At 42.2% G+C, this 21,219-nt stretch carries 15 protein-coding genes; 11 read left to right on the plus strand and 4 right to left on the minus strand.

The features are described from left to right. The first annotated feature begins 137 nt into the window (after positions 1–137). The 5 genes from DYH63_RS03745 (at position 138) to DYH63_RS03765 (ending at position 9,140) form a co-directional block, all read left to right on the plus strand. Complete coding sequence (locus DYH63_RS03745; RefSeq protein ID WP_116787532.1) at positions 138–2,702, plus strand: glycosyl hydrolase 115 family protein; 2,565 nt, start codon at positions 138–140, stop codon at positions 2,700–2,702. 27 nt (positions 2,703–2,729) lie between these two features. Further along, positions 2,730–4,877 (plus strand): alpha-glucuronidase family glycosyl hydrolase, encoded by a 2,148-nt coding sequence (locus DYH63_RS03750; protein ID WP_116787533.1) that lies wholly within the window; start codon positions 2,730–2,732, stop codon positions 4,875–4,877. A gap of 133 nt (positions 4,878–5,010) precedes the next feature. Continuing rightward, positions 5,011–6,537, plus strand: coding sequence for a xylulokinase (locus DYH63_RS03755; protein ID WP_116787534.1), 1,527 nt, complete (start codon positions 5,011–5,013; stop codon positions 6,535–6,537). Continuing rightward, positions 6,509–7,831 carry a xylose isomerase gene (gene xylA, locus DYH63_RS03760; protein WP_116787535.1) on the plus strand — a complete coding sequence of 441 codons (1,323 nt, stop codon included), beginning with the start codon at positions 6,509–6,511 and terminating at the stop codon, positions 7,829–7,831. Before DYH63_RS03755 ends, xylA begins: the two co-directional genes overlap by 29 nt. 199 nt (positions 7,832–8,030) lie before the next feature. Beyond that, complete coding sequence (locus DYH63_RS03765) at positions 8,031–9,140, plus strand: glycoside hydrolase family 43 protein (protein ID WP_116787536.1); 1,110 nt, start codon at positions 8,031–8,033, stop codon at positions 9,138–9,140. A gap of 490 nt (positions 9,141–9,630) precedes the next feature. Here the strand turns inward: DYH63_RS03765 and DYH63_RS03770 are convergent, their stop codons facing one another. The 4 genes from DYH63_RS03770 to DYH63_RS03785 all read right to left on the minus strand — a co-directional run bounded on the left by DYH63_RS03770 (position 9,631) and on the right by DYH63_RS03785 (position 12,168). Beyond that, complete coding sequence (locus DYH63_RS03770) at positions 9,631–10,302, minus strand: response regulator transcription factor (protein ID WP_116787537.1); 672 nt, start codon at positions 10,300–10,302, stop codon at positions 9,631–9,633. A 3-nt stretch (positions 10,303–10,305) separates the two neighbouring features. Continuing rightward, a complete protein-coding gene (locus DYH63_RS03775; protein ID WP_240409058.1) occupies positions 10,306–11,100 on the minus strand; it encodes a sensor histidine kinase in 795 nt (264 codons plus the stop codon). After that, on the minus strand, positions 11,064–11,705 hold the full coding sequence (locus tag DYH63_RS03780) for a hypothetical protein (RefSeq protein WP_116787538.1): 642 nt from the start codon (positions 11,703–11,705) through the stop codon (positions 11,064–11,066). The genes DYH63_RS03775 and DYH63_RS03780 overlap by 37 nt, the downstream gene beginning before the upstream one ends. 76 nt (positions 11,706–11,781) lie before the next feature. Next, entirely contained in the window at positions 11,782–12,168 is a 387-nt protein-coding gene (locus DYH63_RS03785; RefSeq protein WP_116787539.1) for a hypothetical protein, read from the minus strand. Positions 12,169–12,315: 147 nt separating this feature from the next. Between DYH63_RS03785 and DYH63_RS03790 the strand changes: the two genes are divergently transcribed. The 6 genes from DYH63_RS03790 (at position 12,316) to DYH63_RS03815 (ending at position 21,076) form a co-directional block, all read left to right on the plus strand. Further along, entirely contained in the window at positions 12,316–12,873 is a 558-nt protein-coding gene (locus DYH63_RS03790) for a phage tail protein (RefSeq protein ID WP_116787540.1), read from the plus strand. A gap of 209 nt (positions 12,874–13,082) precedes the next feature. After that, positions 13,083–17,606 (plus strand): RemA C-terminal-like gliding motility protein, encoded by a 4,524-nt coding sequence (locus DYH63_RS03795; RefSeq protein WP_116787541.1) that lies wholly within the window; start codon positions 13,083–13,085, stop codon positions 17,604–17,606. Positions 17,607–17,617: 11 nt separating this feature from the next. Further along, positions 17,618–17,851, plus strand: coding sequence for a hypothetical protein (locus tag DYH63_RS03800; RefSeq protein ID WP_162926912.1), 234 nt, complete (start codon positions 17,618–17,620; stop codon positions 17,849–17,851). Positions 17,852–18,102: 251 nt separating this feature from the next. After that, positions 18,103–19,092: a bifunctional methionine sulfoxide reductase B/A protein gene (locus tag DYH63_RS03805; protein WP_116787543.1), complete on the plus strand. Its 990-nt coding sequence runs from the start codon at positions 18,103–18,105 to the stop codon at positions 19,090–19,092. Between the two features lie 85 nt (positions 19,093–19,177). Next, positions 19,178–19,951: a nucleoside triphosphate pyrophosphohydrolase gene (mazG, locus tag DYH63_RS03810; protein WP_116790734.1), complete on the plus strand. Its 774-nt coding sequence runs from the start codon at positions 19,178–19,180 to the stop codon at positions 19,949–19,951. 3 nt (positions 19,952–19,954) lie between these two features. Next, positions 19,955–21,076, plus strand: coding sequence for a hypothetical protein (locus DYH63_RS03815; protein ID WP_116787544.1), 1,122 nt, complete (start codon positions 19,955–19,957; stop codon positions 21,074–21,076). Positions 21,077–21,219: the final 143 nt, after the last annotated feature.

Raw genomic sequence — 21,219 nt, forward strand, 5'->3', positions numbered from 1 at the left:
GCAATGCTTTACTTGGCATAGGGTATTTGAAGTAAAAGTTACGAATACGTTTTAGCTGATATTTTAAAAAGTTAATATGATTAAAAAAAAATCAGGGTAATATTGAAACATCAAATACTTTGTTTAACCAGCCTGTAATGAATAAAACACTTTTACTTTTTCTGATTTCATTTTGTTTTACTGTATCTGCACAGCATACTGTTGCATTTTCAAAAAGTGGTACGGGTTTCCCAGTGGTATCTGCTACAGGGGCTACAGCGGTGCTTTTTGATACGAAAGACGACTCGCTGGTGCACATTGCAGCAAAGCTTTTTGCTGAAGATATAAACAGGGCAACGGGCAAGCAGCCAATACTTGTAAACAAACCGGGCAAGGCAGAAAACATTATTATAATAGGAAGCCTTGAAAAATCTAGTTTTATAAAAGAGCTGGTTAAAAAGAAAAGGCTAAATGTAAAAACACTGAAAGGCCAGTGGGATGGCTACCAGATACAGGTTATAAAAAATCCGTTTAAAGGAGTAAAACAGGCTCTGGTAATTGCGGGTAGCAACAAGCGTGGTGCTGCTTATGGAGCTTTGGAACTTACCAAACAATTTGGGGTTTCTCCGTGGTACTGGTGGGCAGATGTGCCTGCTAAAAAACGTGAAACCATATACCTGGATGCAACTACACACTTGGCAGATGCACCAAAGGTAAAGTACAGGGGCATCTTTATTAATGATGAAGCCCCGGCATTTACCGGATGGGCTAAGGAACAATTTGGCGGGCTGAACAGCAAAACCTATGAAAAGGTATTTGAACTCCTCATACGACTAAAGGGTAACTATATGTGGCCGGCAATGTGGGGCAGTGCTTTTAATTATGATGACCCGCGCAACCCGGCACTGGCAGGTAAATGGGGTGTGGTAATGGGCACATCACATCATGAGCCAATGCTGCGTGCGCAGCAGGAGTGGAAACTCTTTGGTAAAGGGGCATGGGATTATACGAAGAATGATAAGGTATTGCGTGATTTCTGGGAAAAGGGCATACAAAATATGGGCACTCACGAGAGCATTGTTACCATAGGGATGCGTGGCGACGGCGACGAACCCATGACCGAAGGTACGGCCACCACGCTACTTGAAAATATAGTAGCCGACCAGCGTAAGATAATTGAGGCTGTTACAAAAAAGCCTGCTACAGAAACGCCGCAACTGTGGGCGCTTTATAAAGAAGTGCAGGACTATTATGATAAAGGTATGCGTGTGCCGGATGATGTTACACTATTATTGTGCGATGACAACTGGGGAAACATACGCAAGCTGCCACGCCTAGATGAAAAACCGCGAAAGGGTGGGTACGGCATTTACTATCATTTTGATTATGTGGGTGACCCGCGTAACTATAAGTGGATCAATACCAATAATATTGCCCGTGTGTACGAACAAATGCACCTGGCGTGGGAATATAATGCCCGCCAGATATGGATTGTGAATGTGGGCGATATAAAACCAATGGAGTTTCCCATATCGTTCTTTTTAGATTATGCCTGGGATCCTGAACGCTATACGCCCGAAAATTTAAGGGCTTATTATACAGACTGGGCGGCAGGGCAATTTGGTAAGGCTAATGCTGCTGAAGTAGGTACGATATTGCAAAACTACAGCCAGCTTGCCGCCAGGAGAAAACCAGAGCTTACCGATACTAAAACGTATAGCATTGTGAATTACAATGAGAGCGAAGCGGTAGTAAATGAGTACAAAGCACTTTTGCAGAAGGCGGAGCAAATAAACAAGAACCTGTCTCAAAATTATAAGGATGCTTATTACCAACTGGTTTTGCACCCTATACAGGCTAATGCTAACCTGCACGAAATGTATCGCGCGGTGGCTTTAAACCAACAGTATGCTACTGCTAAAGATAAAAAGGCAAATGAGTATGCTGATGCCGTAAAAGCACTGTTTAAAAAAGATTCACTGATAAGCGTGCAGTACAATAAAAACACGGCTAATGGCAAATGGAACCATTTTATGGATCAGGTGCATATAGGCTATACATCGTGGAATGACCCTAAGGTAAACATTATACCTGCGGTAACATATGTTCCTGATAACGCTATCGGAAGATATACACCGCTGGCATCTGTTGCAGATAAATCGGCTTTAGGCCAAATTACTGATACAGCAGCTCCTGTGTTTTATGAGAAGAATGGTTATGTATCTATAGCAGCTGAACATTATAGCAGGGCAACAACAGGCAACGGCATTGAATGGAAAGTAATTCCGGATATTGGCAGGACGGGTTCAGGGTTAACACTTTATCCGGTAACGGCAGCCGAACAACACCCTGAAAATAACGGACCTCATGCGGAATACGATTTTTATGTGTATGAAGATGGTACGCCATCAGTGCAGGCTTATTTTTCACCCACGCTTAACTTTCATAATACGTCAGGCGGCTTGCGCTATGCCATATCAATTGATGACGAACAGCCACAGATTTTGGGCAGTAATGATTATAAAGACCTTAGCGAATGGCGCACTTGGGTTGCCAATAACGTTATAAAAATTACCACAGCGCACAAAGCGTTGAAAACGGGTAAGCATACACTAAAATTCTGGATGGTAGATGCCGGGCTGGTACTTCAAAAACTGGTTATAGATTTTGGCGGCGTAAAAGAAAGCTACCTTGGCCCGCCGGAAACCAAAGCCGGTAACTAATCCTCAATACAATTAAAAGCAATTACAATGCAATACAAAATACTGGTTTCTTATATCGTACTCTTCTGTATGCTGCCCTTTGGCGTTAAAGCCGATGATGGGTACCGCCTGTGGCTGAAGTACGAAAAAGTAAACAACACAGCACTTTTAAACACCTACAGGCAAACTTTTCAGTCATACAAAGTGGGTACTAAATCTCCTATTATTAATGCTGCTACATCAGAACTTACCCGTGGACTTAAAGGCCTGTTGGGTAGTGATATTAAAGAAACATCAGCTGGTACAGAAGGTACGCTTCTTATTGGTACTCCGCAAAATGCGCCGTTTATCAAAAGCCTTAAATTAGATAAGCAGTTAAAAACACTTGGTAACGAGGGTTTCCTGATACAAACAGTAACCGTTAAGGGTAAAAAATGTACCGTAATTGCTGCCAATAAAGATGCCGGATTACTGTATGGTGTATTCCATCTATTAAAACTGGTGCAAACACATCAAAGTGTTGCAAACCTTTCGGTAGTAAGCGCGCCAAAACTAGATGTAAGGCTGCTTAACCATTGGGATAACCTGGATGGTACGATTGAACGTGGATACGCCGGTAAATCAATATGGAAGTGGGATGAGTTGCCGCAAACGGTAGACAGCCGTTATACTGATTATGCACGTGCTAATGCCTCGATAGGTATTAACGGTACAGTACTGAACAACGTAAATTCAAATCCAAAAATCCTTACCGAAGAATACCTGTCTAAAGTAAAAGCGCTTGCAGATGTTTTCAGGCCCTACGGGCTTAAGGTATACCTGTCGGTTTCGTTTAGCGCGCCCATAACCATAGGCGGCTTGAAGACTGCTGACCCGCTGGATGCCGGCGTAAAAGACTGGTGGAAGAAAAAGGCAGATGAGATTTATAAGCAAATACCTGATTTTGGTGGATTTTTGGTTAAAGCAAACTCAGAGGGGCAGCCGGGCCCGCAGGACTACAAGCGTACACACGCCGATGGTGCTAATATGTTGGCAGAAGCTGTAAAGCCACACAACGGTATTATAATGTGGAGGGCTTTTGTATACAACAGCAACCCCACGGTAGACAGAACGCTACAGGCATACGACAGCTTTAAGCCTTTTGATGGCAAGTTTAACGATAATGTAATTGTACAAATTAAGAACGGCCCGATAGATTTTCAGCCGCGCGAGCCGTTTTCTCCGCTGTTTGGCGCAATGCCCAATACATCGCTGATGATGGAGTTTCAGGTAACGCAGGAGTACCTTGGCTTTTCAAAGCACCTGGTGTTTCTATCTACCCTGTTTGAAGAGGTACTACAGTCAGATACTTACGCAAAAGGCAAGGGCAGCACGGTTTCTAACGTGTTGCAGGGTAATTACACTACCGGCAGGCTAACCGGTATGGCGGGGGTATCTAACATTGGTAACAGCCGCAACTGGTGTGGCTACACCTTTGGTCAGGCCAACTGGTATGCGCTGGGCAGGATGGCATGGAATCCTGACCAATCATCTGAAGCAATAGCGGGCGACTGGCTAAAAATGACTTTTAGCAACGAAAAAGAGTTTGTAGACCCCGTAAAAAAGATGCTTATGGAATCGCGTGAAAACACGGTAGATTATATGACCCCATTGGGACTAAACCATATCATGGCTTATAATACCCATAACGGCCCGGGCCCGTGGGTAGATACTGCTGCACAGCCCAACTGGAAGTCTACTTATTATCATAACGCAAGTGCTGAGGGCATTGGCTTTGACCGTAGTAGTACCGGTTCTAATGCCGTAGCGCAATATTTTCCGCCTGTGCGCGATACATATAACAATATCGAAGCCTGTCCTGAAAACCTCTTGCTATGGTTCCATAACGTTAAGTGGACCTACAAGACCAAATCAGGCCGTAGCCTTTGGGACGAACTTTGCCAGCATTACTATGCAGGTGTAGAAGGCGTGCGTGCTATGCAAAAAACCTGGGAAGGTGCAAAAAGCCATGTTGACGCAGAAACGTATGCTGATGTAATGGAGATGCTTAAACTCCATGAGGAAGAGGCAGTGATATGGAGAAATTCGTGCGTGCTGTATTTCCAGACGTTTTCTAAGATGCCCATTCCGGCAGGGCTTGAAGCGCCGGATAAGCCACTAAGTTATTATAAAACACTAGAGCTTAAGTACCCATAATATAAGTTATAGACCGGTAATGACTGCTGCGAAAAAATATTTTGCAGAAATTACCATTTAAATTCAAGTTATGGTCTTTTTGACTATATTTGTAAAAAAATCAACCAGTAGAACAAACTAAATTTTTCTGAATATGCTTTTTTTAGGAATAGATCTTGGCAGTTCATCCATCAAGCTTAGCGTTTTTGATGCTGATAAAGGGCACACTATTGCGGCTGTTGGGGTGCCTGAGCAGGAAATGGGCTTTTATGCCGAACGCCTTGGCTGGGCAGAGCAGGATCCGCTGCAATGGTGGGGGTATGTAAAGGCCGGCCTGCAAACGCTGAGCCGCAGCCATAACATTAACCTTAAGCAAATTTCGGGTATTGGCATTGCTTACCAAATGCACGGGCTTGTACTTACCGATGGCGATTTAAACCCTGTAAGGCCGGCCATTATATGGTGCGACAGCAGGGCTGCCGAAATTGGCGAGCGCATTTACCAGCAGGTAGGAGAGCAGGCATGCCAGGCGCAGATACTGGGAAGCCCGGGTAACTTTACCGCTTCTAAATTAAAGTGGGTACAGGAAAATGAGCCTGAGATATTTTATAGTGCGGTACACATGATGCTGCCGGGCGATTTTATTGCGGCAAAGCTTTCGGGTGTGGCGCAAACCACATCGTCAGGACTATCTGAAGCTGCTTTATGGAACTTTAAAGAAGGCCGTCTTGCCGTAGAAATACTGGAAGCTTTTGACCTGCCAATAGCAATGATACCGGAAGTGGTACCCACCTTTGGCCATCAGGCAAACATCAATGCAGCAGTAGCGGCAGAACTCGGCTTAAGCCCCGATGTAAAAATAACCTACAGGGCGGGCGACCAGCCTAACAATGCCTTATCATTAAACGTACTAAAGCCGGGAGAAATAGCTACTACAGCGGGTACATCGGCGGTAATATATTCGGTTACAGATAAAGATGCTTATGATATTAACAGCCGTGTAAACACATTTCTTCATGTTAATAATGAAGCCGAAGCCAAACGAAATGGCGTACTGCTTTGCATTAACGGGTCGGGCATATTGTACAGCTGGCTGCGCAGGGTAATGTCTTTAGGCAGTAACGAGCCGGTATCGTATAACCTTTTAAATGCCGAAGCTGCAAAGGCAGAGCCGGGCAGCAAAGGCCTGCGCTTTTATCCTTTTGGCAATGGCGTAGAGCGTATCTTCAATAACAAGCTGGTATTCTCAGGAATCCAGAATCTAAACTTTACGTTACATCAATCTCCTGAACTGGTGCGTGCAGCCTGCGAAAGCATTGTGTTTGCCATGAACTATGGTTTTGATGTAATGAAAGAACTTGGGGCGGGGGGTACCGTAGTGCGTGCCGGTATGGCTAACTTATTCCTGAGCCCGGTGTTCAGGGAAATTTTTGCCAATGTAACGCAAACTACCGTAGAGCTTTACAATACTGCGGGTGCCGATGGTGCAGCACGTGGTGCGGCTTGTGGCTATGGGTTTTATAAAAACCTTGATGAGGCCTTTAGCAGCCTGCAATGCCTGGAACGCATAGAACCACAGGCCGGCCTGAGCAACCTTTACGGAGACATATACAAAGAGTGGAAACAAAATATTAATATTGAAAATAATAAAAATGAGTACAACAAAACAAGCTTACTTTAAGGGAGTAGATAAGATAAAATTTGAAGGCAGGGAAAGTAATAATCCGTTTGCTTTTAAATGGTATGATGAAAACCGTGTTGTAGCGGGCAAACCGCTTAAAGACCATTTTAAATTTGCCATGGCTTACTGGCATACACTGTGTAATACAGGTGGCGACCCTTTTGGCCCGGGTACAGAAACCCATTCATGGAACAAAAGCGAAGATGCGGTAGCACGTGCTAAAGATAAAATGGATGCAGGTTTTGAATTTATGGAAAAAGTAGGCATTCCATATTACTGTTTCCATGACGTGGATTTAGTAGATGAAGCGCCGACATTGGCTGAGTTCGAAAAGCGCATCCACGCTGTGGTAGAATATGCTAAAGAAAAACAAAAAGAGACCGGTATAAAACTGCTTTGGGGTACAAGTAACCTGTTCAGTAACCCAAGGTACATGAACGGTGCATCTACAAATCCTAATTTTGATGTGGTGGCTTATGCAGGTGCACAGGCTAAAATTGCTATTGATGCTACTATTGCATTAGGTGGCGAGAACTACGTTTTTTGGGGTGGTCGCGAAGGTTATATGAGCCTTTTAAATACAGATATAAAACGTGAGCAGGACCACCTTGCCATGTTCCTGGCTACTTGCCGTGATTATGCACGCGGAGAGGGCTTTAAAGGTAGTTTCCTTATTGAGCCTAAGCCTATGGAGCCTATGAAGCACCAGTATGATTTTGATGCGGCTACCTGTATTGGCTTTATCAACAAATATGGCCTTAAAGACGACTTTAAGCTAAATCTTGAGGTAAACCATGCTACACTTGCAGGCCATACCTTTGAGCACGAAATGCAGATAGCAGCTAACGAAGGCCTTTTAGGAAGCCTTGACGCTAACCGTGGCGATTACCAAAACGGTTGGGATACAGACCAGTTCCCTATAGATATTTATGAAATTACACAGGCTATGCTTGTGTTCCTTCAGGCAGGTGGCCTGCAGGGCGGTGGTATTAACTTTGATGCTAAAGTGCGCCGTAACTCTACAGACCCTGAAGATAAATTTATTGCGCATATTAGCGGTATGGACATCTTTGCACGCGGACTTATTAGTGCAGACCATATCCTTAGAAATACTGACTACGCAAAACTGCGTACAGACCGTTACGCATCTTTTGATGCCGGTAAGGGTAATGAGTTTGAAAAAGGCCGTCTTAAACTGACAGACCTTGATGCGTATGCACGTGCCAATGGTGAGCCAAAAGCCATCAGTGGTAAGCAGGAGTTGTTTGAGCAAATCATTGCTAACGCGTATTAGTAAAGCATAAGGGGCTGTCTCAAGAGTGTTATTCTGAACGAAGCGATAGTGAAGCATCTCAAACAATTTAGTTTGTTGAGATTCCTCCTGTCGTCGGAATGACAAAAATGCTGAAATCAGCACTTTTGAGATTGCCCTTTTTTATTACTTGCAAACTATAACGTTTTCATTAAATTCACAGTCCATTAAAAATAAGACCATGATACAACCAAACGCTAAATTTCATTCGGCTACAGTTAAAACAATAGGGCTTTGTGCCGTTTTGAGCCTGGCTGCCTGTGGCGAAAAAAAGCAGGAAAAGGCTGAAGAAGCTGAAACCACTACAACTAAAGAAACCAAAACTTACCTGTCTGAACCACTGGTAAGTGACCTTTATACGGCAGACCCTTCTGCACACGTTTTTGAAGGGAAGATATACATTTACCCGTCTCACGATATTGATGCGGGAGTTAAAGAAAATGATAATGGCGACCACTTTGCCATGAAAGATTACCACATTTTTTCTATGGATAGCATAGGAGGTAAGGTAACAGACCACGGCGTGGCACTGGATGTTAAAGATATTCCGTGGGCAGGCAGGCAGCTGTGGGCACCGGATGTGGCTTTTAAAAACGGTACCTACTACCTGTATTTTCCGCTGAAGGATAAAAATGATGTGTTCAGGATGGGGGTGGCTACAAGCAAATCTCCGGCTGGTCCTTTTAAGGCAGAAAAAGAACCGATAGCAGGTAGCTACAGTATAGATCCTGCGGTGTTTACTGATGATAATGGCGAATCGTACATGTACTTTGGGGGTATATGGGGCGGGCAGCTGCAACGCTGGGCTACTGGTAAATATGATGCTAACGGTTCTAAGACAGATGGACAGGACGATACTAAACCGGCACTAAGCTGTAAAGTAGCTAAAATGAGCAAAGATATGCTGCATTTTGACGGTGCTGTTAAAGATGTAGTAATCGTAGATAAAGAAGGTAACCAACTACTTACCGGCGACCACGACAGGCGCTTTTTTGAAGGCTCGTGGGTGCATAAATTTAATGGCAAATACTATTTCAGTTATTCTACCGGAGATACGCATTACCTGGCGTATGCCACCGGAGATAATCCTTATGGACCGTTTACATACCAGGGTACGTTTATGGATCCTGTTCAAGGCTGGACAACACACCACTCTATTGTAGAGATAAAAGGTAAATGGTACATTTTTTACCATGATACGCAGCTGTCAGGTAAAACACACCTGCGTAATATTAAGGTTACCGAACTTAAGCACAGTGCAGATGGTTCTATAGAACTTATAAAACCATAATTTACGATATATCGTAATAAACTTAGTAGAAAGGGTAGGATAGATATCCTGAAATTGCAGTAATACTGAGAAGTGAAAAATGGTTAATAGATTGGGTTATTAGTTTAAGTTCCTGGCACACTACGCAAAATAGAATTGGGTGTATTTTGCGTAGTCCCTGCAGGGTTATTATTTTGTTAATTGTAATAGTAAAGCTTTCATTCTGTCAGAAATGGTGTAATATTTGATGTGCTTTACAAGGCTATAAGTAGCCACTATTAAATTCGGCATCTATCTGATAATTCCTACATAATAAAATTTAGATGTATTTTTTACACAAAGTTATGGCCTGCCGGTTGGTTCCCGGTAGGCCTGTTTTGTTATATGCCGAGTATATTTATTATAACACCATTTATGAATATATCTTAGCCTGATTTTTTCTACTATTTTATGTTTCCTCGACTTTGCGTGACAAATTATTTAGGCTGAGTTATATTAATAATTGATATAACTAAGCCATAAGATCATCCAGGCTCAGTATATCTTTACGAAGAGAGTATAATACCAGGCCGGCCATATTTTTAGACTGTGTTTTTAGCAGCAGGTTATTGCGGTGCCCTTCTACCGTGCGGTAATTTATAAACAGCATATCGGCAATTTCTTTAGTAGAATATTGCAGGCATATAAGGCGTATTATTTCACGTTCGCGGTTGGTAAGCGGCTCACTGTCGAAGCTGAATTTAGATTCTTTAAGTACGCTCAGGTTATCTTTTATTATACCCAGTACCTCATCATTATAATAATACCCTTTAATAGCCACTTCACGAATGGTAAACAGCAATACATCGGGCGATGTGTTTTTTACCAGATAGGCTGCCGCGCCCACATTTATCATATTGGCAACAAACAATTTGCTGTCATAGCTGGTAAGGGCAATAATCTTAATATCGGCAAACTCATCGTTTATAATTTTGCTGGCTTCTACTCCGTTGAGTTCCGGCATTTTTAAGTCCATCATAATAATATCCGGCAGGTCTTCCGAGGCTCTTAAATACTCTAACAGTTCGTTACCATTACCTGCTTCAAATATGACTTTTATATCCGGTTCGCGCTTCAATATGAAAGATATACCACTCCTGAATAGCAGTTCGTCATCGACTATGGCTATATTGATGGTTTTCATTTATTAGAATGTAAATGTTATTGTAGTACCCTGGTTAATAACAGACTGTATATCGAATGAGCCTTTAAGGTAATTAATGCGGCTTTCGATGTTTTTCATACCCAGTCCTTTTTTATTATCAGAGCTTTCAGTATCAAATCCCAGTCCGTTATCTTTATAATGGCAGGTAGTTAATGCGGCATCACCGTCAAAGCGGATGCTTATATTTGTGGCCTTACCATGGCGTATAGAGTTATTGAGCAGTTCCTGCAATATCCTGAAAACGTGCATGTGCTTTTCGCTTTCGGCAGGGTCAAACTCAATAGTATTTTCATAAGTAATATTTACATTTTCGAGTGTATTAAACTCCTTACACAATTCGAGTATGGCAGCATGTATGCCAAATTTATCAAACACCGGAGGAAATAGGTTGTGCGCAATGCGTCTTGAATTTTCGAGTACTTTAGAGGATAGCCCTATTATGATACCGGTTACCTCATCCTGTTTTTCTTTAGTAAGCCCGCCAATGCTCAGCAGGTGCGAGTTGATAGAAATGATATTTAGCTTAGAGCTAATGTCATCGTGCAGGTCCTGGGCAATACGTTTACGTTCTTTTTCCTGAACCTCAAGGGTGGCATTTAAAAGTAGCTTGTTGTGTTGCAGTTCAAGATCTTTTTTTTCAAGTTCCTGTTGTATGAATTTTTTTTGAGAGAAATGAAAAAATAATAACAGTATTGTACCCGCAGCAAACATAAAAATAATACCACTGAGCATCAGTAGGCCTATTTTATTGTTTTGTAAAAAAAGTGCTGTTTCCATTCCCATAAAATAAGTAGTTGGTATATGTTAAAAAGTATGATGTTTATAATCCAGAGCACGTAAAACATATCATCGCTAAGCGTTGCTGTAAGTGCTGATGCTGTTGAAAAAAAAACCAGTGTACTGCTTATCAGGTAAATAAATATACCTATGGTGATATAGTTGAAAACTGATTTTTTAGATAGAAGTTCAAACAAATAGAGTAAGCAATAGCCAATAAGTAAAATAGATGTAATTAAAAATCCTGTGGTATTAACGGTGTAGTACACCGCCGGATCAAGTACATAGTGTAAAATGAGGCCCGCAAGGGTAATGCCTGAAGCATACTTTACCATATCAGCTTTTTTTCTGTCTGAAGGTAAAAGCAGCCGGTAAAAAAAAAGACTTAGCAATATAAATTGGTAAAAAAGATAATAACCTGACAAAAAAAGGTTGTTCAGTCCATTCAATGCCATACCCACAGTGGCGGTCTGGATAATAAATATACCCACCAGGTATACTGTAAAACACTTGTAGGCACTGTTGTTATTCTTAAAACGCAAAAAGTAGGCAACACTGTTTATAAGTAATAATATGATCCCTATATATGACAGGATTGCTAGCATATAATTTTATGTACAAATTTATTAGTATTAAATAATAAACAGGACGGAACCTCCGCCCTGTTTAGCTAAACCTGTTTTATTTAATGTCGTTAAAAGGACTTACAGAACTACACTCTCTTGGGCACGGCATACTAAAGTCGTAAACTTTGCCTGTGTGTTTCATTCCTGGTAACATATCGTCATAAGTAACGCTACCATCTTCGTGCTGGGTAGAAATGGTACCTACCAGTACAAGTTTTGCATTATTGTTCTCATCAATGCCAAGGTAAGCCCTTGCTCCACTTGCACCTGACTCTGCTAAACCTGTTAAAGCTGCTAAATCCAGGTGAGGTATGTAAAACCCATGAAGTTTGTTGTAAGCAAACTTTGTTTCAGGATCCCTCCATCGTTTTGCATTAGCAAGAGCTTTGTCAAGGGGAAATATAAGTCCCTCTGGGTAATCTTCTGGTTCTAAATCTTTCATAATTTGTTTGTATTGATTAATGTTAATATTAGTTCTAAAGGTAGCAAAATTGCAAAATGATTGTTAAAAAAAAACACGTGTTTCTACCTGTATTTAAAAAATGACTGAGGTATAGCTTTGTCCTATAACCACATAAACAATTATATCATGGAAGAGTACATCGGAATTATCAAACTTTTTGCAGGCAGTTTTGTACCAAACGGATGGGCAGAATGCAATGGTCAGCTCGTGCCAATTCACCAGGCGTCAACCCTGTATTCAATTTTAGAAAATACTTATGGCGGTGATGGTATAAACACATTTGCCTTACCAGATCTTAGGGGCAGGATACCGGTAGGCCTTGGTGCCCAGCCGGGTGGTGCTTCATACAAACAGGGTGTAACGGGAGGTACAGAAGGTATTGTGCTTACTGATAAGCACTTGCCAGAGCACAGCCACACTGCAAAATTTAACCTTAGTAACGCCGCGGGCGATGCCGCTGCGCCAGAGGCTGACTCTGTTATTGGAACACCTAACTACCCCGATGGGCGTGGCCAGGCAAATTCAAACTTATACAACAAGACCGCTGCTAATGTTGCAAATACTAAAATGATATCTGTAGACAATGCAGGACAAACCAAACCCAATGGTATTGATTTAAGACAACCTTACATGGGTATGCGTTATATTATTTGTGTAAGTGGTTTGTACCCACCTCGTGCTTAACTAATCTTTAAAGTATGCCGGGTTTATATCCAAGTTACATTTAAGCCTAAAATATTTACTACCTAAACTTAAAAGCGTCACGCTTTTTTTAGGATAGTTAAATAGCGATTATAAATGTATGTTATTTAGGCTGCAGGCGCGGCAATTTTAAAAGAAAGTAAACTTACGCATCCCGGTAAACTGCTTAAACCATTAAATAAATCAACAAGATGAAAAAATATTACCTCTTAGCACTATTGCTCATGCTATTTGGCAATCATTATCTATCGGCTCAGATAATAACCGAGACTTTTGATAATGAGCCCAATAATGCAACTTCCTTTTCTGAAGGGGGCATAACATTTAACATAACTTCTCAGCAAAGTTATTTCTACGTGCAGGGTGCCTTTCCTAATACCGGATGGAATGGTAATGCAAAAGACAATAAATACCTGGATAACAGCTATTATACTTCTTCCAGTCGTGGTGTAGAGTTTACCATGAGTACCGCAAATGGTGCAGCCATCAATTTAAAAAGCTTGTGGATATATGTATCTACTACCAGCCTTAACCTTTCGCCCGTTGGCACATTAACCATTACAGGCAAACGGGGTGGGTCAGTAGTATATAGCGCCAGCAGGAGTAACCCGTTTAACCCATCTGCAAGTACTAACAACGGTTTTACCCTGTTTGACATGGCAACCCTTGGCAATCAGGATAACAGTAATACAGTAATAGACCAAATTGTTATAACTACAGATATAGGTATTGGTTACCTGTCTGTAGATGCCATGAAATTTGAGTGCGCGCCGGTAACTCTTACAGCATCATCTCAAACAAATGTATCGTGTTATGGTGGCAATAACGGAAAGGCTACAGCATCGTTTGCCCCAAGTGGCACTTTAACTTATAACTGGTTGCCGGGCAATCCGGCGGGCGATGGTACAGCGAGTGTAACAGGCCTTACTGCGGGTACCTGGACGTGTACTGCAACTAATGCTTGTGGCAAAAATTTTACTCAGGTCTTTCATATAACTGAGCCCGCAGCCTTAAGTGCAACATCTCAAATTACAGATATAAATTGTTATGGCAATGCCACAGGCAGCATAACGGTAGCCGCTGCAGGCGGAGCAACTCCTTATACCTATTTATGGACAACAGGCGAAACAACGGCATCTTTATATGATAAACCTGCCGGAAATTACAGCCTTACCATTACCGATGCTAATGGGTGTACACTTAGTCAAAACTACACAATTTCTCAGCCAGCTGCACCGCTAAGTGGTATAGCAGCGCAAAGCAATGTATTGTGTTATAATGCTGCAACGGGGCAAGCTTCTCTTGCAGTATCCGGTGGAACACCGCCCTATAGCTATGCCTGGAGTAACGGGCATACAGGAGAAGCTCTTACTAATGTTGGCGCAGGAGATTATAGTTTAACAGTAACCGATGCTAAAGGCTGTACCCTAACTCATCCTTTTAACATTTCACAACCTTTGTCAGCACTGGCAGCCACTACTAATAAAACAGATATTTTGTGTTATGGTAGCAGCACAGGAAATGCGGGAGTAACGGTATCCGGAGGTACCACTCCTTACACGTACCTTTGGTCTAATGGTGCTACAACAGCAACAATTTCTAACATAATAGCCGGAAATTATAGTGTAACTATAACCGACGGAAACGGTTGCACACTTGTAGAAGATTTTACAATAGTACAACCGGCTATTGCTTTGAGTGCTACAATTAGTGCAACAGATATTTTATGTTTCGGCACGAACACCGGAGCTGCCGGGACCTCGGTTTCCGGTGGGACTGCCCCATATACATATGTATGGTCATCTGGAGAAGTTACAGCTTCACTAAGCAACAAGGCTGCCGGAAATTATTCGGTTACCGTTACAGATGCAAATGGCTGTACACTTGTAAAAGATATAACCCTGGCGCAACCAGCAGCATCTTTGTCTGCCATTATGTCTAAAACCGATGTGCTTTGCACCGGTGCGGCAACAGGTACGGCAAATGTATTGGTATTGGGTGGCGTATCTCCTTACACCTATCAGTGGTCGTCTGGACAAAGCACAGCATCGGTAACGGGGCTACAGGGCGGAGCTTATTCGGTTACCGTTACAGATGCTAATGGGTGTACCATTGAAAAAGATATAACCATAAACGAGCCAACTGCACTTGATGTAATTATGGATTACGCCTGGCCTTTATGCTATGGCGAGGCTAACGGTACAGCTTCAGTAAATGTTAGTGGTGGTATAGCACCTTACACTTATCTGTGGTCTACAGGGGCAACAACTGCAGGTGTTGAAAACCTTCCGGCAGGAAATTACAGCATAACGGTGACTGATGGTAATGGCTGCTCAGATACCAAAATTTTTGAACTATTAAATCCATATATACTAAGTATAGATGAGATTATTACAAATAATGCTGTGTGCCATGGCTCAGACTCCGGCAGTATTACTATAAACAGCATGAGAGGAGGCACGGCGCCATATAGTTACCTGTGGTCTAATGGGGCTACTACAAATTATATCAATAACCTGGCAGCGGGTACTTATAGTGTAATGGTTACTGATGCTAACGGATGTTCTGTTAGCGAAACGAGAACAATAAACCAGCCGGCAGCACCAATGTCTGCCACGGCTATAAAAACAGATGTTAGCTGCTATGGCGCTGCAAATGGCTATGTAATTATAGATGCGCAGGGCGGCACAGCTCCCTATACCTTTCAGGTATTTCCTTCGGGCAACTACAACTGGAATTCAACTATTACAGGGCTTGCACCCGGCGATTACAGTGTACTTGTAAAAGATGCCTTTAACTGTAGCGCTACTGTGGCATTTACCATTTCACAGCCCGAACCTTTAAGTGCAACGGTTGCCACTACAGATTATGCCTGCGGATTATCTTCACAAGGATCTGCCAGCGCAACTGTTAGTGGTGGTGTGGCTCCATATACCTATTCATGGTATCCGTACGAACGCGACGGCTCCATGGCAGATAACCTTCCGGGCAGGGATGATTACAGGGTAACTATTACAGATGCTAACCAATGTAGTGTTACAAAGTATTTTGTAATAAACAACGCATCTGAGTGCGGGGTTACAACAACCTGGAATGGTAGTTCGTGGAGTAATGGTGTACCGGTTTGCGAGGCATATGCAGTAGTTATAGAAGGCGATTATAATTCTGCTACAAATGGCGAAATATATGCCTGTAGCCTTACGGTTAACAGTGGTGATGTAGTTGTAAACACAGGTGATACCTTTACTATAAGAAGTGGTGTTTCTGTACTGGGCGGATCGCTTACTTTTGAATCTGATGCTAGCCTGTTACAGTTCAATAATGTTACTAACGTGGGAGAAATAACCTATAAAAGAAACAGTTCTGAACTCTATAACCTTGATTATACGCTATGGTCATCTCCGGTAAGCGGATCACAAACCTTAAAGCAGTTTTCTCCACAAACGCTGGATGCGCGCTTTTATGTGTATAACACAGCCCTGAATGCCTACAGTAACTACACGAGTGCATCGGGCATACTGGGCGGGATGCCTAATGTGGTACAGTTTACAAAAGCAAAAGGCTACCTTATACGTATGCCCGATGGCTGGTCAGAAACTGTTCCGTCTTCACACAACGGCATTTTTCATGGAGTACCAAACAATGGTGACATTAGCATTCCGTTAAACGTAGGAGGCAACAGGTATAACGCAGTGGGTAATCCATATCCTTCACCATTGCGTCTGTATAATTTTCTTATGGATAACCAGAGTAACCTGGAAAATGGAACGGCATATTTCTGGAGAAAACGCAATGGCTCATCAGATACAACTTACACCACAGTATCCCTTGCAGGTTCTGTTGAAGGGTGTAGCGATTGCGAACCATCAGAAGGTGGGGGAGAAGGAGAAAATTCGGCTTATTTGTTTACAATAAAACCGGGACAGGGCTTTTTTGTAAAAGCGGCGGCTACGGCAACCAGTCTTTCGTTCAACAATTTTATGAGATGGGACAGAGATAATGGGCGTTTTTACAGAACTGCAAATGAAACCCCTGCTGTCGCCGATTCTAAATACTGGCTTAATATAACGAATGATACCCACGATTTTGGCCAGACAGCTGTAGCATATATGGAAGATACAACCCTGGATCTTGATTATGCTTATGATGGCAGGCTATTAAATGATGGTACGGTAGCACTGTACACTATTGCCCAGGATACTAAACTATCTATACAGGCACGCGACCTGTTTAATATTAACGATGAGGTAGCACTAGGGTACAAAGCTAATACGGGCGGAAGTTTTACCATAAGCCTGCACCGCTATACAGGAGTATTTAAACAAGAGCAGGATATTTATTTGGTAGACATTCAGGAGGGTATAGTACGTGAGCTAAAAACAGAAGACAGCTATACCTTTATTACCGCTGCCGGAACTTTTAACGACCGCTTTAAAATAGTTTATAGATCACCATCTCTTAGTGTGGGTGGAGGTTTAGATATTTCAAAAAGCATTATGGCATATAAAAATGACAATACAATTGTACTTAATAGTGGCACTGCAATTATGAAAAGCATTGCGGTATATGATATTCACGGCAGGCTGTTGCATAGCAATAATGACGTAAACGCATCAGACGCAAAAGTGACTGGCCTTGCCATACAGGAGCAAATGCTGATTGTAGAAGTAACAACCATTGATGGCTATAAAGTAAGTAAAAAAATAATCTACTAAACCACATAATTATGATACATAAATTTTTAAAAATGCTTGTGTGCACCATACTGCTTTTTAGCTGTACCATGCTGCACGCAGAGGACGAAGGTCCCGGGACAGGTTTTGAAGATGAAAATGGAGATGTGGGCGATGAGACTGTAGAATCTCCCCCTACACCCATAGACTCGCAAATTGTATTTCTCGCGGCAGCGGGTACTGCTTTGGCTTTTTTTAGGTACAGGCTTATAAGGACTGATAAGTAATATAAAAATCAGGGCTCAATTATTTACCAGCCCCGTCTATATCAGGCGGGGCTTTTTTATGAGATTATCTCCCGTAAATCAGGTATGTTAATTGCATGTTATACGGCGTTTTTGTCATGTCAAAAAGTGCTAAATTTGTTGAAATTACTAATACTTTTTAGCTATGTCATACTATACTGTAAATTGCATTTTTGGCACAGTTTTTATAAGTATATAAGTACTTCACAATAATTAAAGAAAGGAAATTTATCATGCTAAAATGGATTGATGTTATAAGGTTTGCAACTAACGGAAACCCCACACCAGATACCCGGGTAGTAAAAACTGATGAAGAGTGGCATGCCCTGTTAAGCCCCGAAGAATTTAGGGTGGCACGCCTTAAGGGTACAGAACGTGCACATAGCTCAGAAATGTGTTCGTTATTTGAACCCGGTAAATATGGTTGTGTGTGCTGCGGCACATTACTGTTTGACGGTGATGAGAAGTTTGAAAGCGGTACAGGATGGCCATCGTTTACACAACCGGTTAAAGATAATGTTGTTGCCTATCATAAAGATGAAAGTTATGGTATGGTGCGCATAGAAGCACTGTGTAGTACGTGCGATGCGCATTTGGGTCACGTTTTCCCCGATGGGCCTAAGCCAAGCGGGCTGCGTTATTGTATGAACGCTGTTGCGCTTAAAAAAGTAGAAAGCAACGAAAAGAAGCTTACCATAGGCGGTGGCTGTTTTTGGTGTACCGAGGCTGTGTTTACATTGCTAAAAGGCGTTACCAAAGTAGAGAGTGGCTATAGCGGTGGCAAGATTGATAACCCTACCTACCGCGAGGTGTGCAGCGGAATGACCGGCCATGCAGAGGTAATTGAGGTAACCTATAACCCTGATGAAATATCATTTGAAGATTTGCTGCGTATACATCTTAGTACTCACAACCCTACCACGCTAAACCGTCAGGGTGCAGACATGGGTACCCAGTACCGTAGTGTTATTTATTATCGTAATGATGCCGAAAAAGCAGCTGCCCAAAATGTTATTGACGAATTGCAGCAGGCATACAATGACCCCATTGTTACAGAGCTTACAGCGGCAGAACATTTTTACAAAGCAGAGGCATACCATCAGGATTATTATGCTAACAACGCCCAGGAAGGCTATTGCCAGGCGGTAATAGACCCTAAGCTTAAAAAGTTTAAACAGCTTTTTAAAGACAAGCTTAAAGATACTACCCAGGTAGCGGGCTAAAATAATGCTGTTGCCATTTATATAATTGATCCTGTTGCTTTAATTGGCAGCAGGATTTTTTACTTTTACACAAAATTTTACAGTTATGAATACACGCCAACAGCAACTTGATGCTTTTAACCGCCTTTTAGATATAATGGACGACCTTAGGGAGAAATGCCCTTGGGATAAAAAGCAAACCCTGCAAACCCTGCGCCACCTTACCATAGAGGAAACATATGAGCTGGGCGATGCTATTCTTGATAACGATTTACAGGAGGTAAAAAAAGAGTTGGGTGATGTGTTGCTGCACATAGTATTTTATGCCAAAATAGGCAGCGAAACCGGCGACTTTGATATTGCCGATGTGGCAAACAGTATTTGTGATAAGCTTATACACCGCCACCCGCACATTTATGGCGATGTGGTAGTGGAAGATGAAGAACAGGTAAAGCAAAACTGGGAAAAACTAAAGCTTAAAGAAGGTAAAAAATCGGTACTGGAAGGAGTGCCAAAAAGCCTGCCGGCACTGGTTAAAGCCAGCCGCATTCAGGAGAAGGCACGTGGTGTGGGCTTTGACTGGGAAGAACCGGGACAGGTTTGGGAAAAGGTGCAGGAAGAAATTGCTGAGTTTCATGATGAGGTGCAGAGCGGCGACCAGGAAAAGATGGAAGGCGAATTTGGCGATGTACTGTTCTCGCTTATCAATTACGCACGTTTCCTGAAGATCAATCCTGAAGATGCTTTGGAACGTACCAACAAAAAATTTATAAAGCGCTTTACCTATCTGGAAAGCAAGGCTGGCGAAATGGGAAAATCTCTTGCAGATATGACACTTGCCGAAATGGATGTATTCTGGAATGAGGCTAAAAAGCTGTAAGCAATGAAAAAACTGATGATGATATGCCTGCTTGTAAGCGGGCTTTGTTTTGGGCAAAAAATAGATGTTGCCAGCCTGCACCTAAAGCTTGAAGGTAATAAAACCGAAGAGCTGATGTATGGCTTTGCTGCGGGCGATCGTATTATACTTACCATAACTGCCGAAGGTGCGACATTGCCCGAAGCGGCTGTACTTCAATACCCTGACGTGCTAAAATACCGTGGGCAAAATATTAAGGAGGAAAAGCAGGAACTTACGGTTACTAACAAATCGGTTTATGTATTCAGGTTTGTAAATAATACAAAGGGTAAGCGCAACTGCCAGGTAACCATACAGCGCATACCGAAAAGCATCGCTACACGCAATTTTAATACGGCGGTAAAATGGGCTATGGTGCCTGATACGGTTTGGGTTTCAGGTACTAAAGATGTTGTTGTTGGGTATGATACATTACGTATTCAAAAAGTGCATAGGGTAGTAGCGAGTGAAAAAAAATATGAAGAAATTGTACTGGATAAAAGCCAGCGTGTGGGCGCTAAATCCGGGTTAGGCGAAACGCGAAGTTCGGTTGCTTTTACCTTACCTGTAAATGTTATAGGTAAAGATGAAACTAAAAAAGTAGTGGCCTGGGCATACTGGGTAGGCGTAGGGGAGGAGAGTAACGATTTTTGGAAGCAAAACCGTAAACTTATTGTAACAACTGCAAAAGGTGTGGCAACCTACTTTACTACGCCTTTAGGAGGGCTGGCGGCAGGTGCTGTTACCGGATTGTTGTTACCCGCAAACGGCGAAGATGTAGAATATGCATTGACCGATGAGGTGAATAAAAATCTTTTTGTTGCAGGCAAGCCTAATAAGCCTTTTGACGGCGGAAAAGGCACTGCAGGCTACAAACGCTTTATTGATGGTAAATTGTTGCAGGGCAGCTTTTATATGGCTTTAGCCAATGACAATTATGTGCAGCCTATAGATGTTAATGTAAAAGTTTCGGCTATTATAGAGCATATAAAGTATAAAGACGAAAAGTATATAGATACAACCATTACACCACGATACGAAAAAAAGATAGTGCGCGAACCACAGGTTACCACTGTAAAAATGCCGGTGACGTATGATTATAAGTAGTGAGATGTATTTTGAGCACCACTAACATTATGACTTACCGATGAAATAAACCTGTATGATGTACTGCCAACTTCAGGCTTTACAATAATATAAGGTATTGATATTATTGATGTTATAAAGAAATCAGAGGCCGCATTAATGGA

The organism is Flavobacterium psychrotrophum (assembly GCF_003403075.1).
GTDB classification, from domain to species: domain Bacteria; phylum Bacteroidota; class Bacteroidia; order Flavobacteriales; family Flavobacteriaceae; genus Flavobacterium; species Flavobacterium psychrotrophum.